The sequence below is a fragment of the Gardnerella sp. DNF01189 genome, from assembly GCF_049244195.1.
In the GTDB taxonomy this organism is placed as follows: domain Bacteria; phylum Actinomycetota; class Actinomycetes; order Actinomycetales; family Bifidobacteriaceae; genus Bifidobacterium; species Bifidobacterium swidsinskii.
Genome location: NZ_CP058385.1, coordinates 584,938 through 602,291, shown reverse-complemented (window position 1 = coordinate 602,291; position 17,354 = coordinate 584,938). Strand labels below are relative to the sequence as shown.

Below are 17,354 nucleotides of genomic sequence, written 5' to 3'. Positions count from 1 at the left end.
TATACGAGTGTGATGCCGCTCAAGGCGATTAGTATGCTGATGATAATGCTGATTGTTGCCGTGGTTTTGCTCATTGTTGTGTTCTTTCTGTGATGGTTGTTATTGCGCGCACTAGGTTGATGCTTGCTATGGTTGCGAGTGTGATGCTTAGGATTGTTAAGCCGTTGATACTACCGCCTGCGTTGAGCGCGTATAGGATGATGCTTGCAGCGTATGCGATCGTGTTTGCTAGTAGTTTGGTGTATGGGTGTTTCATTTTTGGTTTTCCTTTTCTGCTTGTAGTAGGTTTTGTCTTACTTCATACGCGTTGTTGATCGCGTATTCTCTTTCGTCTAGTGCTTGCTGTTTTTTGTGTTCGGCTTGTTGTAGTTTTTTCTTGTTTGTGAAGTTTGGGTAGTTTTCGTATTGTTTTTTGGTTTGCGCGTATTTTGTTATTGCTGTTAGCCAGTGGTTGTCGGCTTTTTCGTATTCTTTTTGTGCGAGTTGGTCGATTTGTTTTGCGCGTGCGAGGGTTTGTTTCGGTGTCATGGTTAGTCTATGTTTTTAAGGATTAGGTAGAGTACGTATGCGAAGATTCCTGAGATGCCTAGCCCGGCAACAACCGCGGTTATTGCGTCGATTAGGTGGTTAATGTTTTGTGGCGTCATTTTCTGCTTCTTTTGCGATTAGGCGTTCTAGGTAGTTTCGCGCGATGTCGAGTTTGTCTCTTGCGCCTATGAGGTTGTTTTTCGCCATTTTGTAGTCCCAGTTGCTTTCTAGGTTTCCGAAGATTTTGTAGGCTTTGCGCTGTTCGATGCTTATTTGTTCTGCGAGTTTGTATTCTTTTGTTTTTAGTTCTTCGAGCTGTTTGTTGAGTTGTTCTATCTTTTGTTCTGCTTTGGCGTCGTCTAGGTTTTGTTTTGTTAGTTGGTCTTTTATGTCCATGAAGCCTTGTTCGGCTTCGTTGTATTCGCGTTCGGCTGTTATCCAGTCTTGTGTGGCTTTTTCAATTTCTGGTGTCATTGTTGGCTTCTTCTTTGGCTTGTTCTAGTTCTTCGTTTATTTTGTTGAAGGTTTCTAATTTTTCGCGGTAATCTGCGTCGGCGTTTTGTTTAGCAAAAAGCGCTACATGTTTTTCAAAATTAGCGGCGGCGCGCTTTTCTCTTAGTTCTTTGATTTTGTTGTTCATTGTTGTTCCTCGTTTGGTTCGTTTTCCAGTTCGTTTATGTTTTTGACGTTTGTTATGTAGATGATGTTTTTAGCGTGTTGGTTGATTATTGTTGTGGTTGTTTCTTTCGCGCTCATTGTTATTCCTTTGCTGGTGTTTTGAGAAAGCTTATTGGGGAACGGTTCGTAAGATTTGCGAGCGCAATGAGTTCGTTCATTCTGAATGAGCTTTCTGTTGGTGTTTGGAGTCTGCGGCTCAATGTGGTAGCAGCAATGCCTGTTTGCCTTGATGCTTCAGCAATGGTGTAGCCGGCTCTCTCTAATGCTTTTTGCACATTAAGTGCAATGTATGTGTTTGTTTCTTCGTTTGTCATACTTTCATAATACCCCCAAATGGGGGTGTGTCAAGTTACGACACACCCAAATGGGGGTGTTAAAACGAAGAGCAACAATTTTATATACTTGATTTAATTGTTGATATTCCGCCGTTTGTGGTGTTTTGTTAAAAAATATCCCCCAAATGGGGGTGTTAAACACGTACATTGATGTAACATATAAAGCATGAACAGAATAAATATAATGATTGCGAAAGCAATTACAGATGAGCGCTTAAAAAAGGGCATGACCCTTAAAGAGCTTTCTAAAAAAGCAGGCATACCCCCTACAACGCTTGATAGAGTAGTCCACGGTAGGCGTGATATAAACGTTTCTCAGCTATACCAAATCGCGACTGCGTTAGGAACAACAATCAACGATATTGCCGACAAAGCCGAGCTTTACCTAACAGAAGACGCGTTGGAGAATATTGATGAGAAAAATTAAAAAGCGCGAAAACGCGTATATGAAAGTATATGTAATAGTTATGTATATATGTAAGGTGTTACATCAATGTAACCCCAAAGGTGTTACATCAAAGTTACATCTTGATGTAACATCAATGTACGGATTTCGTACATCAATGTACGGATTTCACGCGCTCTTTTACTAAGTATATGTAACATCAATGTACGGGAAAAATAAAACCCTATCGCAAAATCAAACCACCTTTGCGATAGGGCAAAAGAAACTCTCAACAAGTTTCCTCATGTAGTCTACCACACGCCATGGGGAAGCGGAAAGCGTAGCAATAATGGGAATAAGAAACGCTCAAATCGTCAGAACTTTGACGCGGCAAGGCATCTTTAATTCAAAAAGAGGATCAGTAACCTCTTTTAACTCTATCGAAAACACGGTCTTAATGGAATTAGCATTATCGTCCGCTGATTATCCTCTTGATGCTAAGGCTAAAAAGAAAAAGCTGATGCCTAGAATTTACATGTACGGATGGCGTGAACTCTCAAAATCTTTAGGCATGACTATTGCTGATTCTCTTGAGAATGTAAGCGTTATAAGCAATGAGCCACGCGACTTGAGAAAAGAGGAAACCGCGCGCATTCGCATTGGTAGAGTTATGAAAAAACTACAAGCTAAAGGTCTTGTGAAGTGTTTAAAAACCAGTAGGTACAGCAAGCGTAGTAGTGCCGTGTGGCTTTTAACCATAGGGGACGAGGACGAGAACCGGGAGTGTGAAAAATACGTGCGGTATGCGCTCAACCTAGACAACAAGCCACCGGACGCTCAACCGCAACCCAACAACGGTATGCCTAAACATACGGCGCGCACGGTTACTCCAACCGCACCAACGGCACCAACCGGGAACAGCACGCCAAACGAAACACTACTAGCACTCTTCAAAACACAAACAAAAACAATGCAGCAAGCCATTGAACACGATAAAATAGAAGAAGAAACCACACCGCTACAAGAAGAAACCGAGGACGAAATGTACGGTAAGCCAATCAACCCAGAAATTGAACAATTCAAACGCAAACACGAAGGACTCACACCACGCCAATACTTCGTAAAATACGGGCACAACGCTCCAGACACTCGCAAAGAAACACAACAACAAAACCACGAAACATGCTATAATAGAAACTGATAAATCTTTTTTATCTATCTCTTTCTCTCTGCATAATTGAATAGGTTCTCAAACCAAGCAAAGCGCGCTAGTAGTTTTTATCCCATTTTCTACCAGCGCGCTTTACTTATAAAAATAGGGCACGGTTTTTAACGCCGTACCCTAGAGTCTCCACTTACACATGGCAAGCGAGTTAACAAACATCGCCGCAACGATGTAGGAAACTCCTTCTACACACGGTAGACGAGCTACACATAATTACTCTCCAAATAGCCTGCCGCCAAGCGTTTCAGCTTGCGAGCGCCGTCTCTCATCCGCCGCATGCTGGTAAATCATTGCAATCTTCGGGTCAGCATGACCAGCCATATCCATTAGCTCTTTAACAGTCGCTCCGCTTTGTGCAAGCCACGTCAAGCACGTATGGCGTAAATCATGGAAATGCAAGTCAGGACGGTTCGCAGCAAGCCTAGCCTTATCATAGTAATCTCGTAGCGTATTCGTACGGATAGGCGTTGTCCTATCTGTTCTCATAGGAAACAGCCAATCATCCTTGCTTAACTCTTGCTTTTTCACGAACTCTTTTAAACCATCAACCAGCGAGACTGGTATCACCTCACTACGATTACTATGCTCAGTTTTCGGTGCGGTCGTCAGCACAGTCGAGTTAGGGGTAGTCGCGCGCGTCCTACTGATCGTAACCGTATTATGCTTGAAATCAATATCACTGACCTTGAGCGCGCAAATCTCACCAATACGAAACGCTCCAAGCGAAGCTAGCAGAACAGTAGGCGCGTAAGAGTCAGGCATCATACTGTATATTGTTTTAACTTCTTCAGGTGTTGCGATTGTTATCTCATGGCGACGCTCAACTTTAGCTTCACTAACAGTAAACGGATTATTCTTCAAGATTGGCGGATTGCCGTTAATATCCGGTCGCAGCGCACTGTTTACAATAGCGCGCAATACTTTCATAGTGTTGCGTACCATGTCCGGTTGCGCCGCGTCCAAGCCGTCTCTAAAATCGTTTACCATTTGCGTACTCAAGTCTGCGAGCGCAACACTACCAAGCACCGGTTTAATATGATTCTCATACGTTTTCGTTGTCGCGTATTTTGTGCTATCTTTAAGCGGTTTGCCGCGCACGCGCCGTTTTTCAAGCCATTCAGGAAAGTACGCGTCTAGCGTTGTGTGTTCTGCTATTTCGCGTCTTTTTACCTCTTGAGGTGGCACCCATATTCGTTCTTCTATCTCATACTCTGCTTTTCTCAGCCAGTCCTCTGCGGCGCGCTTCTGATGGATAGGGAAACTCTTGGATTGCACTTTAGGTAAGTTTTGCCACAGGCTGAATGCGTACATTGGTGTACGGTATCGTGCGACTATTCTAGTCGGATTCTCTTTCGTGGGACGATAGCTCAGCGTCCCAAATTCTTGTACCATTTTTATGCTCCTTGCTTTTAATCACTGATGAGTCGACGAAACACAAACGACACACCAAACGACACACCAATTATACCCAATCCGCGCGTGTTTTCCGGAGTCAGAAAGCTTGTGACACGCCGTAAGAATGGCGGAATATCAACGATAATCGTTGCAATACCAACGAAAACAAGAAATGGCGGAATCCCAACAAGTTCGAATCCCCCTAGCTCCACAAATTTTAAACGTCACCTCTTTTTGGGGTGGCGTTTTTTGTTATTATTTTTTAATTTTTATGCGCCACGCCGTATTTTTTACTGTTTGTCTGCAAGTCGTACTAATAATGAACACCATCGACCAGAGGTCGCGCTCGACAAGAGTAGTAAGCATGAGCCAGGGAAAGCGTTAATTGCTTACAAAAGGGGAGAGCGCCGAAGTTTACTGCTTAATCCCAAAAGTAGTGAGCTGGGACTTGGCTTAATATACCAAGGACTGTCGCAGTGATTTGGCATCCGCTGCGGAGAGCTATCGACACGCTTGCTTTTGCTTGCTTGTTTTGCCTCTGATTGTCATGAAAGGAGGAAAAATGAGTAGCTCATTATCATCTACTGCTGCACAGAATACTCAGCAGAATACTCATCAAAATAACGATGTCCATCGAGGATTAAAAACCCGACATATTTCCATGATTGCTTTAGGTGGCAGCATTGGCACCGGCTTATTTGTTGCTAGTGGTGCAACAATCCATATGGCTGGTCCTGGTGGTGCTTTGCTTGCTTATGGTGCGATTGGCATTATGGTGTACTTCCTTATGACTTCCCTTGGTGAAATGGCAACATTTATGCCTATTAGTGGATCGTTTGCATCGTATTCTGGACGTTTTATTGATCCTGCACTAGGTTTCGCAATGGGCTGGAACTATTGGTTTAATTGGGCTATTACGGTTGCGGTGGACGTTAGTACTGCAGCAATAGTTCTGCAATATTGGTTCCCAACAGTGCCAATATGGATTTTCTCGCTGTCGGTTCTTATGCTTATTTTGGTTATCAATGTGCTTACAGTTAAGTGCTTTGGAGAAACTGAGTATTGGCTTTCTATTATTAAAGTGTTGGCAGTAATCGTATTTCTTGTTATCGGTTCGCTTACGATTGTTGGCATTGTTGGCGGCAAAGCGCCATTCTTGCAAAACTTCACTCATAAGGACGCTCCATTTGCAGGCGGTGTTCCTGCAGTGTTGTGTGCGTTCGCTATTGCAGGCTTCTCTTTCCAAGGAACTGAGCTTATTGGTATTACTGCTGGAGAGTCTGCAACTCCTGAAAAGAGTATTCCAAAAGCTGTAAAGCAAGTGTTCTGGCGTATTCTTCTCTTCTACATTCTTGCAATTTTTGTTATTGCTTGCATTATTCCTTATACTGACAAGAACTTACTTGGTTCTGATGTAACTGATATTGCTATTAGTCCGTTTACGCTTGTGTTCCAACGTGCAGGGCTTGCAGCTGCAGCGGCAGTTATGAATGCAGTGATTCTGACTTCTGTTATTTCTGCAGCAAATTCCGGCATGTATGCTTCAACAAGAATGCTTTATTCGCTCGCAAAAGAAGATAATGCTCCAAAAGTATTTGGCAAGGTAAGTCTTCGTGGTATTCCTGTTCCTGCGTTGATTGCTACATTTGTAGTTGCTTTATTTACTTTCTTTATGAGTATTTTTGGTTCGCAAATTTACATGTTCCTGGTTGCTGCAAGTGGTTTGACTGGTTTTATTGCTTGGGCTGGTATTGCTGCAGCTCATTATCGCTTCCGTAAAGCATACTTGGCTCAAGGTCATTCCTTAGATGAATTAGTTTATCGAGCAAAGTGGTATCCGTTTGGTCCTATTGTTGCGTTCTTCTTATGTATTCTTGTTATTGTTGGTCAGGATTTGCATTCATTTGCAACGCTTAACTGGCAGGCTATTGGAATCACGTACATGTCCGTGCCGCTATTTATCGTTCTATACATTGGCTACAAGATTAAAAATCATACTCGAGTAATTCCTCTTGAAGAAGTCGATTTAACTCATGTTCGAGTAGCAAAATGAACGAATAGTTTATAAAGTTCAACATCGTTTACGATGTAGAGTTAGATAATGTAAAAGCTCCCAGCGTATATCACTGGGAGCTTTTACATTGAGTCAGATAACAGAGGAATATGTTTTATGGTTTTTGTGGAGATTCTGGAGATGGTGGCGGTCCTATTAGGTCCGCTTTAGCAGAGGGATCTTGGTCGCCCTTTTTTGCTTTATCATTCGGATCTTCTTGACCATCATTTCCTTTATGGTTTCCGTCGCCAGATCCGTCTTCGCTGCCTTTTGTATCCTTATCTTTTTCTTTGTTCTTTTCCTGTTCCTTGTTCTTGTCTTTGTCTTTTTCCTTTTCCTGTTCCTGCTCCTTCTTCTTGTCTTTTTCCTTGTCTTTGTCTTTATTCTTATTCTTCTCAGTTTTCTGTTTCTTAGTGTCTTGAGTATTTGTCTTCGGCGCTGGTGTTGGCTTTGGCTTTGGTGGGACAACATTTGAACGCTGAATTACAATTCCAGTTGACTCATTTATCTCTTGCTTCTTTGTTTCTTTGTCTTGCTTGTCTTTGTCTTTATCTTTTTTGTTATTTTCATCGATTAATGTAACAGCCAACTCGCGCACTCTTTTTGCTTTGACTGCATACCATTCAGAAGCAGCTAAAGCTTCTACGCTTTGGGAACCAAGTTCTTCAGGAGAGTTTGCTGTGCAAGATACTGCGTCAGGAACCTTTTCGCTCATGATTTTAGCAAGTTCTTTTGCGTTATCAGAGTCACCTTTTGTGAGATCTGTTATTATGCTGTTGTGTACTAAACTTTTCCATACGGCTTTGGCTTTAGAAACTTGTGCAACTTTTATTTCGCACTGTTTGCGAGCTGCTTTAGTGCGTTCAGTCTGCTTCATATACCAAAGTGTGCCAACTGCGCCAAGAGCTAAAGCTAGCACAACAATTCCCACAATGAGAATAATGAGCTTTTTCTTTTGACTCTTTTCAACACTATCGGAGCTATGTTGATTCATATTTGTCCTCTGTTATCTATTGCTGCTCAACATTAGCGCATTTAAATACGCAACTTGTTTATATAATACGCCAAAATGTTTATGTTAGCCACGCTCATGAGCGCTAAACAATCAAGATTTTGCTTGTGGATACAAGTCGTAATATTTAACGCAAAAAGCCACTGGAAAACCAGTGGCTTCATGGCTCCTGCGGCTGGGCTTGAACCAGCGACCATTCGATTAACAGTCGAACGCTCTGCCAACTGAGCTACGCAGGAATATCTTGTACTCAACTAAGCGCTGTGCACAAGACATTTATATTACACGTAATTTTCAAAGATGCAAATATGGCGTGTTTTGGCGTGTCGAAACAGTGATTATAAGCATATGTTTTATCCACAATGCTTTAAAAGCTTATGATTTTCGCAAATTAGCTGCAAAACTTTTATAAAAGTCGTTTTATAAAAATATGGATGGGGAATATATGTGTATTCGCAAAAATTATGAATTATATTACAAAATATCTGCCTGTTTGGGGATTTTTATAATCTCAGTTATTTTATTAGATACGCTGTTTTTACAACCCGAAATTTCGCAAAATAGTCATCATCTTAAATATTATGTTGTAGAATCTGCTGTGACATGTTGCCACAAGTGTGCTCTTTCTAAAGGCTCTTATAGCGAAAAAACATGCAAGTCAGCTATGCAATGGCCTGTAAAACCTGCACGAATAGTAAAAGCTTTTAATCCTCCGCCTAAACCTTGGATGGCTGGGCATCGCGGCGTAGATTTAGCTGCAAGCACAGGGACTCCTTTATTTGCGCCTGCAGATGGCGTTATTAGTTTTGCTGGTAAAGTCGCTGGTAAATCAGTTGTGACTATTAGGCATGGTGAACTGACATCCACTTTTGAGCCTGCTGTAACAAAGTTTAGCGTTGGTGTTTTTGTGAAAAGAGGCCAGAATTTTGCACATGTCGAAGGAGGTTCGGACCATTGCGGCACAACTTGTGTGCAGTGGGGTTTAAAACGTAAAAATCGTACATATGCTAATCCTGAAAGAATGACTGTTAAGCGTCGCATTGTGCTTAAGCCTGTGGAATAAGCAAAATACTATATTTGTATCGTAGATATTTGTAGATAAATGAACAAAATTTATTACAATCTTGTAGATATTCGCATATGCGAGGGCTTGCAAATCGCGTATAGTAAAGATATACATCAATTCAGCAGATAGAGGAGCTAATATGCAAGAATATTCTCGTCCACTTGATGAGTCTATTGATACAGATGTTAATGTTTTCTCACTGCTAGAAGAGCGAGCAGAGCGCAATCCTAATGGTTCTTTGGTTGAATACGTTGGAGCTGACGGCGTTTGGAAGTCATATACTGCTCAAGAATTTAGAGATAAAGTAATAGCTGTCGCTAAAGGCTTTATTGCTAGAGGGGTAATGCCTGGTGACGCTGTGTCAATTATTGCTCACACTTCATGGCAATGGACAATTCTTGATATGGCTATTATGTCTATAGGCGCATTGACAGTGCCAATTTATGAAACAAGCTCTTCGTTGCAAATACAACATATTGTTCAAGATTCTCAAGTATGTTCAATATTTGTGGAGTCTCCTGAAATGTTGCCGAAAGTAGAGGCTGTTCAAGAAGAATGTCCTACTCTTCACGACGTATATGTGATGAATCGTGGTGCTATCGACGCGTGCATTGAATACGGTAAAGCAGTAACTGATGCTGAATTTTATGAGCGAGTGCACGCTGTTAATGGAAGTGACATAGCAACAATTGTGTACACTTCAGGTTCAACTGGTGAGCCAAAAGGAATTGAACTTACTCATAGCAATTTTGTCTTTATTGCTAAATCAGGTGTTATTTCTATGCCAGACATTGCGTTAAAAGGCAGCCCGCGTCTTTTGCTGTTCTTGCCTCTTGCGCACGTTTTTGCTAGGTTTATGCAATTGTTCTGCTTTGCTGGAAATATAACTCTTGGTTTGACGAGTAATTTGAAAACTGTATTGTCTGATTTTCAAACTTTTAAACCAACATTTATTCTTGGGGTTCCACGCATTTTTGAGAAGATTTACAATGCTGCTTCTCAAAAAGCAGGCAGAGGAGTAAAAGGTTTTATTTTTGCTTATGCATCTAAGGTTGCTCGCGAATGGTCTCGCGCTCAACAGTCTAGTTCAATGGTTCCTCCAATGCTCGCTCTTAGCCATTCAATATGTAAAAAATTAGTGTATGCTCCACTACTACACGTATTTGGAGGCTCTGTTTCATACGCTATTTCGGGCGGTGCTCCTTTAGATTTGTCGATTGCACACTTCTTTAATGGCATTGGTTTGCCTCTTCTAGAAGGCTATGGAATGACAGAAACTTGTGCTCCTTCTATGGTGAATCCTACGACAGGTTATCGCATTGGTACCGTTGGTTTGCCTGTAAAGGGTGTATCTGTTGCTATTGCTGATGATGGTGAATTGTGTATTAAAAGTCCTGCAGTGTGCAGAGGCTACCATAATAATCCTGAGCTTACCAAACAGCAGATTGTAAATGGCTGGTTGCATACTGGAGATTTTGGATCTTTAGACGATGACGGTTTTGTGCGTATTACAGGCAGAAAGAAAGATCTTATTATTACTGCTGGCGGTAAGAACTTATCTCCAAATGCGTTAGAAGCTTCATTAATGTCTTCACCTATTATTTCTCAAGCTGTTGTTATCGGAGACAGGAAGCCGTTTGTTTCAGCAATTATTGCGCTCGATTTATCAGAAGTAAATACTTGGCTTTCTTCGCGTGGTGCATGCCCCGTACGGTCTTTAAAAGAAGCTTCACATAACGGTATTGTGCGAGCAGAAGTTGAACGTGCTGTTAGCAAAGCAAATGAGCTAGTTTCTAGAGCTGAGTCTATTCGCAAGTTCGAAATAGTTCCAGATGAGTTTACTCAAGCAAACGGTTTGATTACGCCAAGTTTAAAGGCGCGTCGTCAAGTTGTTGTAGAGCGTTATAACGACCTTATCGAACACGTTATTTATGCTCCACGCAAACGTTAGCTGTGTGTAAATTCGTGGGGAATATAGCTTGAAGTTAGCTTGAAGCTGCAGATTGCGTTCCACAACTTATATTTCACAACTTGCGTTCCATAACTTGCGTTCAAAAATTGTATTTACAAGCCTGCGTCTGCTAATGATACGTAACCTGGGTCAATTAAACGTGACTTTAGATTTGTTGCGCTTACTGCCACTAATTGCTCGTTAACAGTAGGTACAGTTTCCCCGTGTTCAATTTTTATTTGCACTGTAGCGATTTTTTTGTCAAGTTTACCGTTTCTGTTCAAAGAATAACAAGTAGCAGTAAGATCTTGAACAATCTGCTTATGATTTTCTATAGTTGTCATCCATTGCTTTCCGCTCACAATGTTTGGCATAATATTTTTGTACGCGCCATAACCAGTTATTACTGGCCATTTCTTTGCTTCTGATTCTTCTTCCTCATCTTTTTTCTGCTGTTGTTGTAATTCTTTTTCGGATTTCTTTGCAGAATCTTTTGGAGCAGGAACTGGTCTTTTATTAAGATCTCGTTTCCCTATGAAGTTTCCGATAACGTCCGGCAAATTGAAAGATGGGTTTATATCTGCTGCGCTTCCTTCATAACCGAGATTGTTTAGTACTTGTACGGCTTGTAAAGCAATTTGATCATCGAGCGCAATAATTCCATCAACGCGATGCTTTGAGTGTGAAAAAAGACTTGTACTTTTCGTAATTCGTTTTGTTAACTCATTTTTCACAGAGTCAGCTACATCTGCGTCGAAAGCAACATTGGTCCAGTCTTTTTCGCTACTATTCACATTCAATCTTCCAGAAGTGCTTATTAATGTCCCAGAAGCAAAATATGGTCTCAAAACTTTCCAAATGCCAGCGAATGCTTCTTCAGCAAAATCATCATGGAATGCTGTTTCGCTATTTGCATGCGTATTGTTGTTAGAATCATCATCTTCGCTTGCTTCGTCGCTGTTATTTTGTTGATTATTATTGTTTGCATTAATATTTTTTTGATTGTGACATGGCAAAAGAACTTCAATATAGCGTGGATTTTCTTTAGTTGCACGATCTAGAGCGATTTTTTGTATCAGAGTTGTTGCTTGAATTTCGCCAATGGTTCTTGCGTCAGATAAATGGAACATCACATCAGGTTTGAAACCGCTAACACGTCGTGAGAGCATAACAACGTGGATTCCCGCCTTTTTTGCTAGGCGAAGTGAGGATGCCAATCGTTTTTCTGCATTAAGCTCATCTTTAGATGATTGAGAGTTATCGTCGTTTTGTAAATTTAAGTCCTGAGTATTTGATTTTTGTGTATTTTCAGAATTAGACGCAGGCAACGTTGCATAATCTCCATAGTTATTATTGCCGTTTTTGCTAGTCCATGGAGCTATAACAATTGTCGTTTTACTTAATTGTTTTTTGATTTTTGAATTTTCAGAAACAGAATTGTGCTTTCCTGAATTATTCTGTTTTGCATTGTTCAATGAGCTTAGCAAATTTACTACATAATCTTGCACATCGCGGCTTTGTTCTGAAAGGCTAGAAGAAGTTTTAGTAGTAATAGAATTATCGTCAAATCCCTTATCTTTTAACGATTTTATTAATTCTGGAACCAATATGTCCCACGTGCTTAGAGGCTTATTGCGTGTTATTGCTAATCCGTCTGATGGAGTAAAAACAATAACGTTACCGTGATTCGCTTGTTCTTTATTTTCAGATTTTAAAGAAGTTTTTGTTGAACTTGCGCACGAGCTAACAACAAAAAGCATCGTAACTAATGCTGTCAGCATAACTAAAGAACGATGCATAGTTCTGTTGCACAAACGAATCATAGTAGTGACCTCTCGTTTCGTGGTCTATCTGTTGCTGTCTATATGTGATCTACTTGTAACTATCTTCTAACATTGTATATAGCCATGTGCTAAATACTTACATTGCTATTTTAGTGAGCAAAATTATCTTATAGAACTTTTTATAAGACTTTCGCACATATTACGGTATTCGCTCACGTAACCTCCACCAAAGAACACGCAATGTCCTGCAATAGGGTAGAGCTGCCAAATAATCATGCGCTGCTCAAAACCTGCTTTAAGTGGATGAACAGACTGATAGCCGTCTAAAATCTGCTTAAAATAGCTGATTCCAAACAGATGAAGCATAGCTAAATCTTCTTCGCGGTGTCCACCATGTGCTGCAGGGTCGATAAGAACAGCTTCAGTGTGTTCGCCGTCTGAACTTTTAGTCCATAACACGTTTCCACTCCACAAGTCTCCGTGAACTCGAGCAGGCTTATCTTCTGCAGCTTTTCCTAATAAATCAGGCAGCGCATCAATAACTTCGTTTGTAAGATCTAAATCGCTTTGAGTAAGCTCTCCGCGAGCAATACCAAGCTCAACCATAGGACGCAATCGTCCGTCCGCAAGGTAGTCAATAACGTTACTCCAAGTGCCAGTTGGCATTTCAACTGGATCACTTAAAGGTCCAAAATAGCATGTGCCATCGTAATTTGCTGGTGCTTCACCAAAATATTTTGCACCGTAATCGTGCATATGAGCGAGCGATGCACCAAACTCAAATGCAGCCATTGGTGTTGCTGAGTGAGTGTCAATGCGCTCAATATTAAGGTAACTGTTTCCCCAATCAAATACTTCAGCCACTCTAGGACCGCCATATTTGTGAGCTTCAGAAAGCCATTTTAAGCCTTTACCTTCGCATTCAAAGAAACGCTCAGGCGTGTATAATCTACTTTTCTTATATACAGCGTTGTTCATAGAAGCCTTCTTAACGTAGTAGCGCATACGAAACATGCGCTACATACTTAATAAAATATTTATTAATAAATTAAATTATTCCCAAGCTCACTATTTTACTGAAGTATTAGCACAATCAGATGCTTTGTGTTTAAGTGCAGGGCAGAGCGTTTTTGCAAATTGATAACCAAAAAGTAATCCTGCTAAAAATAGTGCAGTTCCTAAGCCTGTGTAGAACACTGCAATAAACTGTTCTGGAGCTGCGTTAGTTGCGCGCAAAGCAATTCCGCCTGTCATCATAAAAGCCATAATTATGAAGGATTTTACGTCAAAGAATTTTAGGAAAAACTGCTTTTCTTCCGCATAGCTGTTAATTCTTTGAGTATGCTTTTTTACAAGTTTGCCAAAAATTAGGAATTGGAATATGCCAAAAACAAGAATAGACAAAGCATAATTAAGTGGTTGCAAATAATTTTGGTATGCTAACAACCCAATATTGAGAATATTAAAGCCTGCTGCTGCCCAAACTAAACAAGCAATAAGTAGTAGTGTATTCTTCGGTACTTTCAATTCTTAACCTCTTGTATTAAAAAGTTATTTAATAATAATTTGTTTACTATTGTTTTGTTTACTATTGTAATAATGGATTTTATGAAAAAGCTTGTTTGCATAAATTTATTGCATTAAACAGTAAAACTTTCGTAAAAAGCATATTTTTCTTAACAAAACTTGTAAAAAGTGTTGCGTAATGACGATATTAGACGCTATAGTCCTAGGGTATGAACGACAACGATCAACAGTATGCAACAGCTGACAACAAAGCTACTATTGCTGAGCCAGCTTTTCGTTACAACGCGCAGCTCGCACAAGATATTGAGCAGCGCTGGCAAAAAACCTGGGACGAGCAGGGCACATTTTGGGCCGCTAATGTTAAGGGCAATTTGAAGGATGGCGAAGGCAGGAATGCTGACGGTCGTCCTTCTTTCTTTGCAATGGATATGTTCCCGTATCCTTCCGGCAAAGGCTTACACGTTGGACATCCTCTTGGATATTTGGCAACGGATGTTGTAAGCCGCTACCATCGCATGAAGGGTGAGAATGTTCTTCATGCAATGGGTTATGACGCTTTTGGTTTGCCGGCTGAACAGTACGCTGTGCAAACTGGTCAGCATCCGCGCATCACCACTGAGGCGAATATTGCTAATATGCGCAGGCAGCTGCACCGCATGGGCTTGAGCTTTGATGATCGTAGGTCTTTTGCAACTATTGATACGAATTATGTGCGTTGGACGCAGTGGATTTTCTCCAAGCTTTATGACGCTTGGTACAACCCTGATTTTGTGCGCAAAGACGGCGGAAAAGGTTCTGCTCGACCAATTGCTGAGCTTGTTGATGAGTTTAAGAGCGGAAAGCGCGAAATTCCTGGTTTTGCAGGCAAAAAGTGGGAAGAGCTTAATAAAGTAGAGCAAGCGGATGTATTAAACAATTTCCGTATTGCTTATATTTCTAAATCTCCTGTAAATTGGTGCCCAGGCTTGGGAACTGTGCTCGCAAACGAAGAAGTTACTGCAGAAGGTAAGTCTGAACGCGGAAACTTCCCAGTATTCCAGCGCAACCTTCGCCAGTGGTCCATGCGAATTACCGATTATGGACACCGCTTGGTGGAAGATTTGAACACTATTGATTGGCCAGAAAAAGTTAAGCTTATGCAGCGAAACTGGATTGGCGAATCTCACGGTGCATCTGTGCACTTTGAAGTGCCATGTGCGGATGACGAAACGCGCGATTTGGAAGTGTACACTACTCGTCCAGACACGCTTTTTGGCACAACTTTTGCTGTTGTTTCTGTGGATCACCCAATTCTTGAGCATGTTCCAGAAGCTTGGGGTGCGGACGTTCCAGAAGGCTGGAAGGGCGGTTACGCAAGTCTTAAAGAAGGCTTGGCAGAGTATCAAGCTCAAGCTCGCGCGAAGACTGCTAAAGATCGCACGGAAGACGCAGGAGCAAAAACAGGCTTGTTTACGGGTCTTTATGCAATTAATCCTGTAACTGGAGCAAAGCTTCCACTGTTTGCTGCTGACTACGTGCTTATGGGCTACGGCACAGGTGCAATTATGGCAGTTCCTGGCGGCGACCAGCGCGATTATGATTTCGCAAAAGCATTCGGTTTGCCAGTAATTTACACTGTTGAGCCTTTGCCTGATTCCGAAGAAAAGTTGGAGGATTACGAGGGTAAAGCTCCGTTTGTTTCTCACGACGGAATTGTTATTAATTCAGCAGTAGAACATACTCATAAGCTTGGCGATGCTTTGTCTATTAACGGTTTGCGTGTAGATGAAGCTATTAAAAAGGTGACGACTTGGCTTGAAGCTGCAGGCGTAGGAAAAGGTAGAGTTTCTTACCGACTTCGCGACTGGCTGTTCTCTCGTCAGCGCTACTGGGGTGAACCATTCCCAATCGTTTACGATGAGGACGGTGTTGCTCACTTAGTGCCAGATAGCGAGCTTCCAATTGCATTGCCGGACGTTCCTGATTATCAGCCAAAAACTTACGCTCCAGACGACGCAAATTCTGAGCCTGAAGCACCTTTGAGCCGAAACGAGGATTGGGTAAAAGTTCAGCTCGACCTTGGTGACGGCGTAAAAACCTACTATCGCGACACCAACACTATGCCAAACTGGGCTGGTTCTTGCTGGTATTACATGCGCTACTTGGATCCAAACGACGCTGAGCATATGGTTGACAGCGATGAATATGACTACTGGATGGGCACAAACCGTCCAGGCAAAGAGCATGTTTCTGGCGGCGTTGACCTTTATGTTGGTGGTGTAGAGCACGCAGTTTTGCACTTGCTTTACTCCAGATTCTGGCATAAGGCGCTTTACGACTTGGGTTACGTGGATTCTGCTGAGCCATTCCACCGCTTGTTTAACCAGGGCATGATTCAGGCTTACGCTTATACGGATGAGCGCGGACAGTACGTTCCTGCTGACGAGGTTGAAGAAGGTGCTTCAAACGGCACTGGCGAGCCAACCTTTACGTGGCATGGCGAAACTGTGAACCGCGAGTTCGGCAAAATGGGCAAGAGCTTAAAGAATATTGTGACCCCAGACTACATGTACGAAAACTACGGTGCAGATACGTTCCGCTTGTACGAAATGAGCATGGGTCCGCTTTCTGAGTCTCGTCCGTGGAACACGCGTAACGTTGTTGGTGGCATGCGATTCTTGCAGCGCTTGTGGCGTAACGTTGTGAACGAAGAAACCGGAGCTTGCGTGGTAACTGACGACGCTTTGGATGAGAAGACGTTGAAGATTCTTAACAACACAATTGCAGAAGTGACTGTGGAAATGGAAGCAATGCGTCCAAATACTGCAATTGCTAAGCTGATTGTGCTTAACAACCACTTGACTTCGCTTCCTCACGTGCCGAGAGCAGCTGTTGAGCCGCTGGTTCTTATGTTGGCTCCAATTGCGCCGCATATTTGCGAAGAAATGTGGAGCAAGCTTGGGCATGATAAGTCTATTGCTCACGCAGATTGGCCTGTTGCAGATGCTCGTTACGTTGGTGAGGATACTGTTACTGCCGTTGTGCAAATAAAGGGCAAGGTTCGTGCAAAGCTTGAAGTTGATCCAAATATTGACGCTTCTGAGCTTGAAAAGCTTGCGCTAGAAGCTGTAGCTGATCGCTTGGGCGGTAAGGCTCCGCGCAAGGTGATTGTGAAGGCTCCGAAGATTGTGTCTATTGTGCCAGACGAGAGGTAAGATTCGGCTTAATTAATGCTGTATTGCGCGATTTTTCGCGCTTTACAGCATTTTTTGTTATTCTTGGGTTTCGTCTATGAGTTTTGTAACTGATTTAGTTTTTTGGTTTTGACGAGGCTGGAAAATTTGTGTTTGCGTGCGTTCCGTCCTTCGTGCGCTCTGGTTGTTAAAGACGCTTATTGTGTTCGCCTATATTTAAAGAATGTAGCTTCTCAGTCCTC

The 17,354-nt window shown here is 41.9% G+C and carries 15 protein-coding genes, 1 tRNA gene and 1 riboswitch; of the genes, 6 read left to right on the top strand and 10 right to left on the bottom strand.

What is annotated here, in order from left to right:
* Positions 1–252: 252 nt before the first annotated feature.
* The 4 genes from HXT41_RS02460 to HXT41_RS02445 all read right to left on the bottom strand — a co-directional run bounded on the left by HXT41_RS02460 (position 253) and on the right by HXT41_RS02445 (position 1,520).
* The gene (locus HXT41_RS02460) at positions 253–528 is read right to left on the bottom strand and encodes a hypothetical protein (protein WP_288231167.1); all 276 of its coding nucleotides are present in this window, start codon (positions 526–528) and stop codon (positions 253–255) included.
* A gap of 99 nt (positions 529–627) precedes the next feature.
* A complete protein-coding gene (locus HXT41_RS02455) occupies positions 628–1,002 on the bottom strand; it encodes a hypothetical protein (RefSeq protein WP_421782641.1) in 375 nt (124 codons plus the stop codon).
* The gene (locus HXT41_RS02450; protein WP_119522692.1) at positions 986–1,168 is read right to left on the bottom strand and encodes a hypothetical protein; all 183 of its coding nucleotides are present in this window, start codon (positions 1,166–1,168) and stop codon (positions 986–988) included. The genes HXT41_RS02455 and HXT41_RS02450 overlap by 17 nt, the downstream gene beginning before the upstream one ends.
* Before the next feature lie 118 nt (positions 1,169–1,286).
* A complete protein-coding gene (locus tag HXT41_RS02445; protein WP_012914298.1) occupies positions 1,287–1,520 on the bottom strand; it encodes a helix-turn-helix domain-containing protein in 234 nt (77 codons plus the stop codon).
* Positions 1,521–1,707: 187 nt separating this feature from the next.
* Here HXT41_RS02445 and HXT41_RS02440 point away from each other — a divergent pair, with 187 nt between their 5' ends.
* Together HXT41_RS02440 and HXT41_RS02435 are read left to right on the top strand one after the other, a co-directional pair.
* On the top strand, positions 1,708–1,968 hold the full coding sequence (locus HXT41_RS02440) for a helix-turn-helix domain-containing protein (protein WP_041160506.1): 261 nt from the start codon (positions 1,708–1,710) through the stop codon (positions 1,966–1,968).
* Positions 1,969–2,275: 307 nt separating this feature from the next.
* Complete coding sequence (locus tag HXT41_RS02435) at positions 2,276–3,127, top strand: hypothetical protein (protein WP_421788785.1); 852 nt, start codon at positions 2,276–2,278, stop codon at positions 3,125–3,127.
* A gap of 237 nt (positions 3,128–3,364) precedes the next feature.
* Here HXT41_RS02435 and HXT41_RS02430 read toward each other — a convergent pair whose 3' ends face one another.
* Positions 3,365–4,543 carry a tyrosine-type recombinase/integrase gene (locus tag HXT41_RS02430; protein WP_041160504.1) on the bottom strand — a complete coding sequence of 393 codons (1,179 nt, stop codon included), beginning with the start codon at positions 4,541–4,543 and terminating at the stop codon, positions 3,365–3,367.
* A 328-nt stretch (positions 4,544–4,871) separates the two neighbouring features.
* Positions 4,872–5,058, top strand: a riboswitch (Lysine riboswitch).
* Between the two features lie 149 nt (positions 5,059–5,207).
* Between HXT41_RS02430 and HXT41_RS02425 the strand changes: the two genes are divergently transcribed.
* Positions 5,208–6,599, top strand: coding sequence for an amino acid permease (locus HXT41_RS02425; RefSeq protein ID WP_162861137.1), 1,392 nt, complete (start codon positions 5,208–5,210; stop codon positions 6,597–6,599).
* Positions 6,600–6,714: 115 nt separating this feature from the next.
* Here the strand turns inward: HXT41_RS02425 and HXT41_RS02420 are convergent, their stop codons facing one another.
* Entirely contained in the window at positions 6,715–7,593 is an 879-nt protein-coding gene (locus HXT41_RS02420; protein WP_410310346.1) for an ATPase, read from the bottom strand.
* A gap of 181 nt (positions 7,594–7,774) precedes the next feature.
* Positions 7,775–7,850, bottom strand: a tRNA-Asn gene (locus HXT41_RS02415).
* 206 nt (positions 7,851–8,056) lie between these two features.
* Between HXT41_RS02415 and HXT41_RS02410 the strand changes: the two genes are divergently transcribed.
* Positions 8,057–8,674 carry a M23 family metallopeptidase gene (locus tag HXT41_RS02410; RefSeq protein WP_012914292.1) on the top strand — a complete coding sequence of 206 codons (618 nt, stop codon included), beginning with the start codon at positions 8,057–8,059 and terminating at the stop codon, positions 8,672–8,674.
* A 142-nt stretch (positions 8,675–8,816) separates the two neighbouring features.
* Positions 8,817–10,628 (top strand): AMP-dependent synthetase/ligase, encoded by a 1,812-nt coding sequence (locus tag HXT41_RS02405; RefSeq protein WP_116994664.1) that lies wholly within the window; start codon positions 8,817–8,819, stop codon positions 10,626–10,628.
* A 113-nt stretch (positions 10,629–10,741) separates the two neighbouring features.
* On the opposite strand, the gene HXT41_RS02400 is transcribed toward HXT41_RS02405, so the two are convergent.
* The 3 genes from HXT41_RS02400 to HXT41_RS02390 form a co-directional block, all read right to left on the bottom strand.
* A complete protein-coding gene (locus HXT41_RS02400) occupies positions 10,742–12,451 on the bottom strand; it encodes a hypothetical protein (RefSeq protein WP_421788784.1) in 1,710 nt (569 codons plus the stop codon).
* Positions 12,452–12,574: 123 nt separating this feature from the next.
* On the bottom strand, positions 12,575–13,390 hold the full coding sequence (locus HXT41_RS02395; protein WP_421788783.1) for a fructosamine kinase family protein: 816 nt from the start codon (positions 13,388–13,390) through the stop codon (positions 12,575–12,577).
* A 90-nt stretch (positions 13,391–13,480) separates the two neighbouring features.
* Positions 13,481–13,939: a hypothetical protein gene (locus tag HXT41_RS02390; RefSeq protein ID WP_116994666.1), complete on the bottom strand. Its 459-nt coding sequence runs from the start codon at positions 13,937–13,939 to the stop codon at positions 13,481–13,483.
* Between the two features lie 209 nt (positions 13,940–14,148).
* Here HXT41_RS02390 and leuS point away from each other — a divergent pair, with 209 nt between their 5' ends.
* Positions 14,149–17,133 (top strand): leucine--tRNA ligase, encoded by a 2,985-nt coding sequence (gene leuS, locus HXT41_RS02385; protein ID WP_004108262.1) that lies wholly within the window; start codon positions 14,149–14,151, stop codon positions 17,131–17,133.
* Positions 17,134–17,354 lie beyond the last annotated feature (221 nt).